11 protein-coding genes are annotated in these 11,110 nt (G+C 70.0%); 4 read left to right on the forward strand and 7 right to left on the reverse strand.

Annotated elements, in window-relative coordinates; translation table 11 throughout:
* Positions 1 to 43: 43 nt before the first annotated feature.
* Positions 44 to 868 carry a hypothetical protein gene (locus KME77_RS30085; protein ID WP_219471706.1) on the reverse strand — a complete coding sequence of 275 codons (825 nt, stop codon included), beginning with the start codon at positions 866 to 868 and terminating at the stop codon, positions 44 to 46.
* 134 nt (positions 869 to 1,002) lie between these two features.
* Between KME77_RS30085 and KME77_RS26745 the strand changes: the two genes are divergently transcribed.
* Together KME77_RS26745 and KME77_RS26750 are read left to right on the forward strand one after the other, a co-directional pair.
* Positions 1,003 to 1,434 carry a hypothetical protein gene (locus tag KME77_RS26745; RefSeq protein ID WP_219471707.1) on the forward strand — a complete coding sequence of 144 codons (432 nt, stop codon included), beginning with the start codon at positions 1,003 to 1,005 and terminating at the stop codon, positions 1,432 to 1,434.
* Positions 1,435 to 1,571: 137 nt separating this feature from the next.
* Positions 1,572 to 2,516, forward strand: a complete 945-nt coding sequence (locus KME77_RS26750) for an MBL fold metallo-hydrolase (protein ID WP_219471708.1) — start codon at positions 1,572 to 1,574, stop codon at positions 2,514 to 2,516.
* Here the strand turns inward: KME77_RS26750 and KME77_RS26755 are convergent.
* Both KME77_RS26755 and KME77_RS26760 read right to left on the reverse strand, forming a co-directional pair.
* Positions 2,506 to 3,447 carry a hypothetical protein gene (locus tag KME77_RS26755; RefSeq protein ID WP_219471709.1) on the reverse strand — a complete coding sequence of 314 codons (942 nt, stop codon included), beginning with the start codon at positions 3,445 to 3,447 and terminating at the stop codon, positions 2,506 to 2,508. The two genes, KME77_RS26750 and KME77_RS26755, sit on opposite strands and share 11 nt — an antisense overlap.
* Positions 3,448 to 3,601: 154 nt before the next feature.
* Positions 3,602 to 6,094: a penicillin acylase family protein gene (locus KME77_RS26760; RefSeq protein WP_219471710.1), complete on the reverse strand. Its 2,493-nt coding sequence runs from the start codon at positions 6,092 to 6,094 to the stop codon at positions 3,602 to 3,604.
* Positions 6,095 to 6,259: 165 nt separating this feature from the next.
* On the opposite strand from KME77_RS26760, the gene KME77_RS26765 reads away from it, so the two are divergent.
* On the forward strand, positions 6,260 to 6,406 hold the full coding sequence (locus KME77_RS26765) for a hypothetical protein (protein WP_219471711.1): 147 nt from the start codon (positions 6,260 to 6,262) through the stop codon (positions 6,404 to 6,406).
* Positions 6,407 to 6,442: 36 nt separating this feature from the next.
* Here KME77_RS26765 and KME77_RS26770 read toward each other — a convergent pair whose 3' ends face one another.
* Entirely contained in the window at positions 6,443 to 6,727 is a 285-nt protein-coding gene (locus KME77_RS26770; RefSeq protein WP_308250921.1) for a DUF397 domain-containing protein, read from the reverse strand.
* Positions 6,728 to 6,751: 24 nt separating this feature from the next.
* Positions 6,752 to 7,615 carry a helix-turn-helix domain-containing protein gene (locus tag KME77_RS26775; protein ID WP_219471712.1) on the reverse strand — a complete coding sequence of 288 codons (864 nt, stop codon included), beginning with the start codon at positions 7,613 to 7,615 and terminating at the stop codon, positions 6,752 to 6,754.
* A 187-nt stretch (positions 7,616 to 7,802) separates the two neighbouring features.
* Between KME77_RS26775 and KME77_RS26780 the strand changes: the two genes are divergently transcribed.
* Complete coding sequence (locus tag KME77_RS26780; RefSeq protein WP_219471713.1) at positions 7,803 to 8,270, forward strand: ATP-binding protein; 468 nt, start codon at positions 7,803 to 7,805, stop codon at positions 8,268 to 8,270.
* A gap of 1 nt (position 8,271) precedes the next feature.
* Here the strand turns inward: KME77_RS26780 and cysS are convergent, their stop codons facing one another.
* Positions 8,272 to 9,645, reverse strand: coding sequence for a cysteine--tRNA ligase (gene cysS, locus KME77_RS26785; RefSeq protein ID WP_219471714.1), 1,374 nt, complete (start codon positions 9,643 to 9,645; stop codon positions 8,272 to 8,274).
* Between the two features lie 29 nt (positions 9,646 to 9,674).
* A partial coding sequence (locus KME77_RS26790; protein ID WP_219471715.1) for a sigma factor-like helix-turn-helix DNA-binding protein occupies positions 9,675 to 11,110 on the reverse strand: 1,436 nt, incomplete at its 5' end.

An 11,110-nucleotide genomic window follows, 5' to 3' on the forward strand; every position in this document is an offset into this window, starting at 1 on the left:
GTCGACCCGGCGCCGGAGGGTGCCGGGTCGACGGGGTTCTGGGTTACTGGGCTTCAGGGGTCGGCGTCGGGGTCGGGGTTTCCGAAGGCGCTGGAGTCTGCTCCGGGGCCGTCGGGCAGACGGGGACCGTGGCCAGGGGGGCCGGTTGGGTGTCCGACGGGGTGGGGGTCGGAGTGTCCGAAGGGGGCTCCGAGGGGGTCTGCGTCGGGGCTATGGGCTCTTCGGTGCCGGGCTGGCAGGTGAACGTGGCCGTGGCCGTCACCGTGACCGCGGGGGCCGTTTCTGTGACCGTAACCGTCGCCTCCTGGGTGACCGTAACCGTGGTCGTGGCGGTTTCGGTCACCGTGCTCGTCGCGGTGTCGGTGACCGTCGAGGTCACGTCCGCGCTGCTGGTGATCGTCGCCGTTGCCGTCGGCGTGGCCGTGGAGGTCACGGTGCGGGTGGGCCAGGGCAGGACCTTGACCTTGATGGTGGGCTTGCCCTTGATCTTGAAGCTGCCCTTGCCGATCTTCTTGGTCGTCTGGCCCGCGCCGGTGGTGACGGGGAGATCCGTGGCCGTCGTCTTGCACGACTTGGCCTTGCAGACCCTTTGTTTCACGCTGAACCTGGCGGCACCGCCGTACTTGATGGAGACGTCCAAATACGAGACGCCCTTTTTCTTGACGACCTTCGTCTTCGCGGTGTACTTCCCGACTTTAGGGGTGGGTGTCGCTGTCGGGGTGGTGGCGGCGGGTGAGACCACCTCCACGCGGAGAGGAGGGCCTGTGAGATTGAGGGGATCGGACGACGACGTCTGGGTGATCGCGACTCCGCCGACCCCGGCCAGCGCCAGAGTGGCGACGAGCGCGCCCACGATGGTGAATCTCATGATCCTGCTCTTGGGGGAGATTTCAGGACGCAGATCATTATTCCGACTTGTCAAGATTGGTCAAGGCTGAGTCGCGGCAAACGGCGATACCGGTTCGGTCAGGGGCGGTCGAGTGTGATGGTGGGTGAAAGTGCGTGAACAGGCGGTACCGGTTCCGGCGTGCGATGAACTACGTCAACCTCGCCACCCCTCTCGGGTTGCTGATCTCCGTCGTCGGAGGCGCCACCAGGCAACGTGGGCCGAACGGGCTCGTGATCGCGTACGGATACCGCTACAACTTCCCCATCGCGGGGGCGTTCACCGTCGGGAACGTCGTCCTGACCAAGCGCGACTTCCTCGATGACCGGCTGATCCTGCACGAGGGGCGGCACGCGACCCAGTGGGCGTGGTGCGTCGGGCTGCCGATGCTGCCGCTGTACCTGCTGGCGATGCTCGTGTCAGTAGGTCTGTGCGGGCATCAGGCGTCGTACAACGTGTTCGAGCGGCTGGCCGGGCTCGACGACGGAGGGTACCCGCGTGAGCCTCTTCGATGGCGGAGGCGCGCAGGTCACGGTCGGTCGGGGTGACTGATCGGCTACTGAGGGCAGGGGCCTGTCATGACGCGGATCGTGATGCGGGCCGAAGGCTCGGCGGAGCCATGGGGCCGGGGTGGCCGCGTGGTCCGTGACCGCGCGGTCCTCGGAGTACGGGGTCGGGGGCATTCGTGACGCAGACCATCGGGGTTCCGCAGCCGCACTGGCCGGACAGCTTCAAGGACCGTCTCACCGCGCCTCTGCCGGAGTTCCAGGAGCTGTTGAGCGTCACCTGGCACGGCTCGCTGAGGACGGACATCGGGGACGCCGATCAGATACCGGTGCTGCGCAACGGGGGACTGCCGCGCGCGGCCACCGGCGAGACGACGGTGACCTGGGTCGGGCACTCCACGTTCGTGCTGCAGGTCAAAGGGTTGACGATCCTGACGGACCCGGTGTGGTCGCGCAAGATTCCCGGCGTGCGGCAGCGGCTCACCCCGCCGGGCGTGGCGTGGAGCGATCTGCCCAGGATCGACGCCGTGGTGATCAGCCACAACCACTACGACCATCTTGACGCGCCCACCATCCGCAAGCTGCCGCGAGACACACCGGTCCTGGTGCCCGCGCGGTTGAAGCGCTGGTTCGAGCGGCGAGGGTTCACCCGGGTCACCGAGCTGGACTGGTGGGAGTCGGTGATGGTTGGCGACGTGACGTTCGACTTCGTGCCCGCCCATCATTGGAGCCGGCGGACGCCTTGGGACACCTGCAAGACGCTGTGGGGCGGGTGGGTGATCGACCGCTCGGTGTACTTCGCGGGCGACACCGGCTACGGGGAGCGGCTGGAGCAGATCGGGGACAGGTTCGGTGGGCTGGACCTGGCGCTCATGCCGGTGGGGGCGTACGAGCCGAACTGGTTCATGAAGGCGGCGCACGTCAACCCGGTGGAGGCGGTGCAGGGGTGCCTGGACGTCGGGGCGCCCCGGATGGCGACGATGCACTGGGGCACGTTCGTGCTGTCGGGTGAGCCGTTGCTGGCTCCGATCGAGGCGTCGCGGGCGGCCTGGCAGGCCAAGGGGTTGCCCCGGGACGCCCTGTGGGACCTGGCGATCGGTGAGTCGCGCTCCTTCACCGCCTGACCGGCTGCGGGGTGGCCGTCGCAGGGGTGCGGGGACGGCCGGGGCGCAGGAGGCCGAGGGCCAGGGCGGTGATGGCCAGGCCGGAGATCGCGCCGGCGCACAGCACCGAGGCGGTCGACGCGCTCACGATGGTGACGCCGAACAGCGCCATGCCGGAGACGATCGCGGACACGGTGACGTAGGTCCAGGTCGCCAGCCGTAGTAAGCGCAGGCGGGCCCGCTCGGACGGCTCCGTGCGCGACAGCAGCCAGGCCAGGGCGGGCAGCAGGAGGATGCCGTGCATGAGGATGGCGTGCGCGGGCTTGAGCGAGGCGGCCACGGTGTACGCGAGCTGCTGCGAGCCGGACAGGACCTCGATCACCCCACGGGCGATCATGATGCCGCCGAAGATCATCGCGGCCAGGAACGTGCCGAAGCCGGCCTGGAGGGCCAGCCGCATGCTGGGCGACCCGCCCAGCCGGGAGGGGCCGGAAGGGGCAGGGCCCGAGGAGTCAGGGGTGGAGGGGGCAGGGGCGGTGAGGTGAGGGCCGGTGGAGGGGAGGCGGCGGAAGGCGGCGATGGCCATGATGACCACGACGGCGATCAGGGCGAAGCCGCCGGCCGCCAGGACGCGCGCGATGAGGGCGTCGGTGTCCGTGGACATGTTGAAGTGGGACGGCACGCCGCGCCACGCCTGCAGGGTGATGAGGGAGACCTCCACCGTGGAGGCGACCGCGAAGACGCCCAGCAGCACGTGGCGAGCGCGCACGCGGACGAACTGCGACACCCAGGTGAGCGACAGCACGCTCAGCCCGAACGAGATCCCGAACGTGAACGGCTTGCGCCACGACACCGGGCCGTCCCAGGGGCCGCCGTCGAGGACGAGCACGCCCAGGTGGACGAGCCCGGCGACGATCAGGAGCAGTCCGATCAGGTACCAGAGGCGGGTCATGGCCACCATGGTCGCGGCCGGGCGGGGGCGGGGGCGTCAGCCCGTGGTCTAGAGTCCGGCTACACCCGTGGTCGTAGCCGGCCGCCGTGGCACCCCGGTCAAGGAGCGAGCCGCAGAAGCGCTGGTCAGTGGCGGAGCGCAGGAGGTGGGCTGGTCAGGGAGTGAGGCGCAGCGTGTGGACCGCCGCCTTCCGGACCGTCTCCGGCCTGGAGTACATGGGGAGCATCTCCCCCTTGGCCCACATCGGCGCCTGATCCCAGTAATTGTCATGGAACGCGTGCCCCGAAGCCCCCGTCAGATTGATCCACTTCGACTTCTCCAGGTCCCCCAGGTCCACCACCATCCGCATCGACGGCACCGACGTGACCGAATAGCCTCGTTGCAGGTTCCAGCCGGTGGCGTTCGGGGCGTCCTTGCTCCCTGACACGTCCAGCGGCCCCCGGTTGAACAGCGCCTCGACCGGCGCGATGCCCGAGGTGCCGAGGGAGGCGTTCGTCAAGGTCAACCGGTGCAGGTCGCCCCACCGCCACGCCGTGACGTCGTCGCCGAGCAGGTCCGACACTTCCTGGTAGGCCGCCGCCAGCGCCTGCCGCAGGATCTCGTCGCGGTCCTCGGTGCGCCCCTTGGTGGTGGTGTCGTCCCAGAACGGGTCGTCCGGGGTTTCGAGCAGGCGGTCGATCACCTCGTACCAGCGGTCCCCGCCGCCGGGGCGGGCGCCGGAGGGCAGGTCGTCGTCGAAGGTCAGGCCGAGCAGGTGCCGCCACACCGCGTTGAAGTACGCGGCCGGGGCCGAGCCGACCTCCTGCGAGCCGTCCCAGCCCTGCAGCAGCTTCCTGGCCCGTACGGCCGGCCCCGCCAAGGGGACGCGCATCAGCGCGGGGACCAGCGACCCGGCCAGGCCGTTGTGGGTGTCGAGCTGGATCCTCGACATGGTGGCGGCGTCCACCTTGCCCCTGGCCAGCTCCTGTCCGAGCCGGTCGAGGATGCGCTGCGAGCGGTAGCCGTACGCCCAGTCCTTGGTCAGCAGCGGCCGGTAGCGCTTGGGGTCGATGACGGCGTTGTTGGCCGTGACGATGTACCCGGCGGCGGGGTCCTCGACGGAGGGGAGCTGGTCGTAGGGGATGGGGGCGGTGCGCCAGTCGTACTCGCCGGTCCAGCCGGGCACCGGCCAGGCGCCGTCACCCTTGACGCGCACGGGGATGCGGCCGGGCGCCTGGTAGCCGATGTGCCCCTCCGTGTCGGCGTACACCAGGTTCTGGGCGGGCACCTCGAACAGCGCGGCGGCGGCGCGGAACTCCTCCCAGTTCGTGGCGGAGTTCATGGCGAACACGGCGTCGACGGTGGGGCCGGGGGTGAGGGCGGTCCACTGGAGCGCCACGGCGTTGGCGCCGTCGCTCGGCTCGGCGTCGCCGATCACCTCGTTGATCAGGGGGCCGTGCAGGGTGCTCCTGACGTTCAGGGTGACCGTGGGGCCGCCGGCGACCTTGATCTGCTCCTTCCTGGTCTCCAGCTTCATGGACTCGCCCTTGTACAGGTACGTGTCGCCCTTCACCTTCTCCAGGAACAGGTCGGCCACGTCGGGCCCCAGGTTCGTGAAGCCCCAGGCGATCTTGTCCGTGTGGCCGATGATCACGCCGGGGACGCCGGAGAAGCTGAAGCCCGTCACGTCGTAGCCGCACGCGTCGGTGATCTTCCGGCAGTGCAGCCCGACCTGGTACCAGATGGACGGCATCTGCGCCGACAGGTGCGGGTCGTTGGCCAGGAGCGGCTTGCCGCTGGTCGTGTGCTCGCCCGAGACGACCCACGAGTTCGAGCCGATGCCCTCGCGGTCCACCGCGCCCATCGTGCTCGGTACGGCGTCGAGCGTCTCGGCGGCCTGCGTGAGCGCCCTGCTGGCGTCGCGCTCCGGCGTGGGCTCGCCGCCCTGGTCGAAGCGGCCGTTGACGATCGCGCCCTCGGTGACGATCGGGGCGTGCCTGTCGTACGGGTAGTCCGGGTACAGCTGCTCGACCCGCTCCCTGGGCAGCTTCGTCAGCGCCAGGGCGCGGTCGATCTCGTCCTCCATGTTGGAGCGCAGGTCCCAGGCCATGGCCTTGAGCCAGGAGACGGAGTCGAGCGCGGTCCACGGCTCGGGCGTGTAGGAGCCGTTCTGCAGCTTGAGCACGGAGTATTCGAGGCTGCGGTCGGAGGCGTTGGGGTTGGCCCTGAGCCAGGAGTTGACGCCCTTGGCGTAGGCGTCCAGGAAACGGCGGGTGCGGTCGCTCAGCTCGGGCAGCTCCCGCTCGGCGACTCTGCGCCAGCCCATGGTTCTGATGGCCTTGTCGTTGTCGAGCGTCGCCGCGCCGAACAGCTCCGACAGCCGCCCGGACGTCACGTGCCGCCGGAAGTCCATCTCCCAGAACCGGTCCTGGGCGTGCGTGAACCCCTGAGCCATGAACAGGTCCTCGGCACTGTCCGCATAGATCTGCGGGATTCCCGCTTTATCGCGATAAATCTCTACATTTCCGGCTAGACCCGGCAGACGTACGCTGCCGTCCACCTGCGGGAACGACCGCCGCACCGTGTACACGAGCACCCCGGCCAGCACCAGCGCGAGCGCGAGGACCACGGTCAACGCCCGCGCCGCCCACCTCAACGGCCAGGGCATCCAGGCATAGGGCCGCAACCTCACGAATACCTCCAGTCTGCCGAGCGGGACCTCAAGTCTGACAGTCCGCGATCACCACTTCCGCCCCAACGGCCACACCGGAAACCCTAGGGAAGCCGGGGTTTCGGACACATCGGGAGGTGGGGGAGGTGATCAGCTTTCAGGATGGCGAGAGCGACAAACCGCACCTACCGGACGCCCGTACGGGCGCGATGGATCGGCGGACGGCCCGGCCCGGCGGGCGTGACGGATCGGTGGATGGGCGGATCGGTGGGCGAACGTGATCAGCGGCCGATCCGGTCGTCGATCTGATCGTGATGCCAGCCGCGCAGGCGGCGCAGGCCCAGGTCAGGCGATCGGGACGCTCTTCAGCTCCTCGATCATGGCCGCGGAGTCGAAGCGCCCTTCGCGGGCGTCGGCGACGAAGGCGTCCCACTCCGGGATCGTGAACACCTGCGGCTCGCGATCCCGGTTCTTGGTGTCGCGGACGATGACGACGAACTCCTCGCCGGCCTTGTTCGCAACCCCGGCGTCACGACCACGCACGACGGCCACCTCGACGCAGTCACCGCCGTTGTTGCCGCTGCGGGTGCTCTTGCGCCAGATTGCGGTGGTCAGGTCCACGGTGGGCACTTCCCCTTTGATGCGGGTCCGCTTTCACGCCAGGTCGGCCACCGCGGCACCCAGCATGGCGATCGTGTCCTGCGGACCGAGCGCCCGCGCACGCAAGTGGTCGAACATCAGCCTATACCTCTCCACCTCGTCGGGCTTCTGTGTGTAAAGGCCGCCGATCTGTTGCTCCAGGTACACCTTGTCGGGGTCTGCGGGCGTGGAGAACTTCAGAAGCCTGAAAGAGCCGTGCATGGCGGAGTGCTCGCCGCCGGCGAAGGGAAGCACCTGGAGGGTGACGTTGCGGAGCCGCGCCACCTTGATGAGATGTTCGAGCTGCTCGCGCATGGTGTCCCGCCCGCCCACCACGCGCCGGATGACCGCTTCGTTGAGTACCAGCCAGACGTTCGGCCGGTCCTTGGCGGTCAGTCTGGCCTGGCGGTTCGCGCGTACCTGGATCGTGCCGGTGATCTCCTCGTCCGACTCGAACGGCGACGGCGCGGTGAACATGATCGCCCGCGCGTAGCGTTCGGTCTGCATGATGCCCGGGACCAGCTCGGACTCGTAACCGAGCAGGTCCGAGGCGGACGCCTCCAGGACCACGTAGACCTGGAACCACTCCGGGATCGCCCCGGAGTATTGGTGCCACCACTCCGGCTCGCCGGCCAGCCGGGACAGCTCGACGATCGCCTCAGCCTCGGCCTCCTCGGTGCCGTACAGCTTGAGCAGCCGTTTGACGTCCCGTTGCAGGACACGGCTCTTGTCGTTCTCGATGCGGTTGAGTTTGCTCTCGGCCCAGCCCATCTCCTCGGCGACGGCGGCCTGACTGAGCCCTGTCCTGTCGCGCTGGGCGTAGAGCTCCCGCGCCAGTCGCATGCTGGCGACGGTCGGGATGTGCTTGCCACGCGCCACTCTGCCTCCATCCGGAGCTCCAGCAATCTCGATAGCCTCTAAATGAAAGGTTGCATTTAAAGGTGGTCGAGTGAACACTGACACTCATACACCCCGCCTGTCTGTCGGCGGGCTGGAATCGCGCTTATCCAGGGAAAACAGCGGCCTTTGCGGGCTTTGTCCGCCGTGGCCGGGAGGCGGGGGTCAGATGAACGGTGTCCTGTTGGCGTTCCTCGGGGGGCAGTTGGCACGTGCCAGTGGGCGGGTGATCCTCGCGGAGAGCCGTCGCGATCTGGAAGCCCGGCCGATCTCGGTGCCGGTCGCGCGGCGGTACGCGAGGGAGGTGCTGGCGACGTGGGGTCTGGATGATCTGGTGGAGGACGCCTTGGCGGTGACGAGCGAACTCGTCACCAACGGCGTCGAGGCGACGCTGCGCCACCGCGCGCCGTTCGCCGCCCGGGACCTGTGGATCGGACTGTGCCGTACGGACGCGCGGGTGATCGTGCAGGTGTGGGACCGCACTCCCGAACCGCCGAGACCGGCCGATCAGGGGCGGGAGGCGATCAGGGGGCGGGGGTTGCCGCTGGTCGGGAGCATCGCCGAGACGTGGGGATGCCGGTGGCCGCAGGGAGGCGGGAAGATCGTCTGGGCGTTGCTGAGGAAGTCGCGACCGTGAATCACCACTCCTGGCCGTCCGGCGTGTCACGGACCTGAACGCCCAGGTCGGCGAGCAGTGCGCGCAGCCGGTCCGACTCCGTCCAGTCGTCGGCCGCGCGGGCCCGCCCCCGCTCCTCCAGCAGCTCGGCCGCGCCCGGAGGCAGCGTGCGGGGGCGGCCGATCTCCGTGGCGAGGTCCAGGGCCAGCACCTGGTCCAGGTGCAGGAACGACTCGAACTTCGCCCCGGGCGCCACCGACTCGTCCCGCTCCAGCTCGCGCAGCACCCGCAGCGCCGCAGGCGTGTCCAGGTCGTCGGACAGGGCCTCCTCGGCCCGCCGTACGTGGTCGGCCGCCATGGGGGCGCTGGGCGACTCCGACCAGTCGGCCACCCGGGCGCGCCACCGCCGTACGGTCCGGTCGGCGGCGTGCAGGGTGTCCCAGGTGAGGTTGAGCGGCTGCCGGTACCGGTGCTCCATGAACGCCAGCCGCACGGCCAGCGGGTCCATCCCCGTCCCGGTCACGTCCGACAGCAGCACCGCGTTGCCGGTGGATTTGGCCATCTTGCGCCCCTCGAACAGCACGTGCGCCCCGTGCACCCAATGCCGTACGACCTCGTGCCCGGCCGCCGAGTCGGACTGGGCGCGCTCGTCCTCGTGGTGGGGGAAGCGCAGGTCGGACCCGGCGGTGTGCAGGTCGATGCGGTCACCGAGATAGTGCAGGGACATGGCCGAGCACTCGACGTGCCAGCCGGGGAAGCCACGGCCCCAGGGGGACTCCCACGACAGCTCCCCGGTGGAGGGCTTCCAGAGGGCCCAGTCGGCGTGGAAGCGCTTGCGGGGGTCGGGGTCGAGGGGGGCGAGGGCGTCGAGGCGGTTGCCGGAGATCTCGCCGTAGGCAGGGAAGGAGGTGGCGTCGAAGTAGACCGAACCGTCCGGCAGCGCGTAGGCGTTTTTTTGCTCGATCAGCTTGGCGATCAGCTCGATCATCAGGTCGATGCTCTCGCTGGCGCGCGGCATGTGCTCCGGCGGGCGCAGGTTCAGGGCGGAGGTGTCGCGTTTGTAGGCGTCCTCGTAGAAGCGGGCCAGCTCCAGCGCGGAGCGGCCCTCGGCCTCGGCGGCGGCGAGCACCTTGTCCCGCGGCTGGGCACCCTCCCGCTCCGTGTCCCGCGGATCGGAGTCGGTCAGGTGGCCGACGTCGGTGATGTTCTGGCAGACCACCATGCGCACGCGTTGCCGCTCCAGCACCCGCCGGATCAGGTCGGACAGCAGCTGGGAGCGCAGGTTCCCGACGTGCGCGTAGCGGTAGACGGTGGGCCCGCAGGAGTACATGCGCATCGCGCGGGCGGGGCCGAGCTGCTCTACCTGGCGGGTGCGCGTGTCGTGGATCCGCAACATCCCACGAGCCTAGCCTCCCGGTGCGGAGGTCATCCGCCCAGGAAACCGAGGATGTCCCGGTCCCCGCGCTCGCGCAGCCGCGTCAGCACGTCGTCCCGCCCGGCGGTCTCGGGCAGCCCGATCCGGGCGCCGATCAGCCGCAGCCCCTCCATCTCCGACGTCACCGGCGCCGTGTACCCGATCAGGTAGAGCGCCCGGTTCAGCGGCGGCATCCCGGCGGGCGCCGCGGGCAGGAACCGCGTCAGCAGCTCCCCGGCGTCCGACACCGTGAGGAACACGTGGTCGCCCTCGGCGGCGTTGAAGTCGGCCAGCACGTTCCGGATCGAGCCCATGGTGGGCTGGTTGTGCCAGCTGATCACCACGTCCCCGGACGGCGTGGACGCGGTGAGCTGCCCGCCCGGCGCCATCCCCACATAAGCCGCGAACCCGGTCGGCAGCGGCGAGCCCGACCCGCGCAGGTGCTCGGCGTTGATGTCCACGCGGTGCCACCAGCGCTTGTCGCGGCTGCGGAAGCTGCGCCGCGTCTCCGACACGTCCTTGCGCGGCTGGTACGGCTCCGCCTCGCCGCTGGGCGAGGTGCCCGCGACCCGGATCCACCCCCGCTGCGTCCGCTCGAACCCGGGACCGCCCGAGTACGCGCGCACCGAGCTCTCACTGACGTCGTAGCGCGAGGTGAGGTTCGAGACGATCGTGCTGACCGAGGCCTCGCCGCCGGCCCGCTCGATCTCCCTGGCGATCATCTCCCTGATCCCCAGGTACTCGTCGCCGCCCCACCGGGTCAGGCCGTACTTGTTCCGGTCGACGCGGCGGAAGCGCTCGTCGGCGGTGAGCTGGTTGCGGATGCCGACCAGGCTGTAGTCCTCGCCGATCCGCTCCTGGATCTCCTCGGGCGTCAGCGGGTGCCCGGCCACCGCCAGCACCGCCTCGGCCTTCTCGTTGATGCTGCGCGGCCACGGCACGACGTGCCCGTCCAGGACGCGCAGCTGCGGCACGGCCAGGATCCACCGCTCGGCCACGTCCTCGCGGACGCCGAGCTGGGTCACCATGGAGACGGCCTCGCCGATCGGGCGCGGCCCGTCGGTGAACAGCTGGCGCGTCTTCTCCCGCAGCTCGTCCGCGCCGCCGGCGACCAGCCAGCCGTCGGCCTGCTCGTACCCGGTCAGCAGCGTGCGCACGAACCGCCAGGCCGGGATGCCGAGCGTGCGCAGCTCGCCGCGGTGCCAGGGGACGGCCGCGGTCAGGTCGTCGGCCGGCACCGCCGAGCCGAGCCGGCCGCGCAGCCAGCTGACGTGCGCGACCAGGGAGACCGCCTCGGGTCCGCCCAGCCAGGCCTCGACGTGGTCGCGCAGGTCGCGTTCGATCTGCCTGATCCGCTCCCGGGTGACCGAGAAGCGCTGCGCCAGCTCGTCGAGGGTGGAGCGCTGCTCGGCGTACAGGCGGGCGCGGGCGATGGCGCGCTGCCGCT

Origin of the sequence: Nonomuraea rhizosphaerae (assembly GCF_019396405.1) — a bacterium.
Taxonomy (GTDB): domain Bacteria; phylum Actinomycetota; class Actinomycetes; order Streptosporangiales; family Streptosporangiaceae; genus Nonomuraea; species Nonomuraea rhizosphaerae.

What these genes read in the sequence shown, in the direction of transcription:
- KME77_RS30085 (WP_219471706.1), bottom strand. Translation starts at nt 868, where the DNA reads ATGAGATTCACCATCGTGGGCGCGCTCGTCGCCACTCTGGCGCTGGCC.
- KME77_RS26760 (WP_219471710.1), bottom strand. Translation starts at nt 6,094, where the DNA reads ATGCCCTGGCCGTTGAGGTGGGCGGCGCGGGCGTTGACCGTGGTCCTC.
- KME77_RS26780 (WP_219471713.1), top strand. Translation starts at nt 7,803, where the DNA reads ATGAACGGTGTCCTGTTGGCGTTCCTCGGGGGGCAGTTGGCACGTGCC.
- KME77_RS26755 (WP_219471709.1), bottom strand. Translation starts at nt 3,447, where the DNA reads ATGACCCGCCTCTGGTACCTGATCGGACTGCTCCTGATCGTCGCCGGG.
- cysS (WP_219471714.1), bottom strand. Translation starts at nt 9,645, where the DNA reads ATGTTGCGGATCCACGACACGCGCACCCGCCAGGTAGAGCAGCTCGGC.
- KME77_RS26765 (WP_219471711.1), top strand. Translation starts at nt 6,260, where the DNA reads ATGGCGAGAGCGACAAACCGCACCTACCGGACGCCCGTACGGGCGCGA.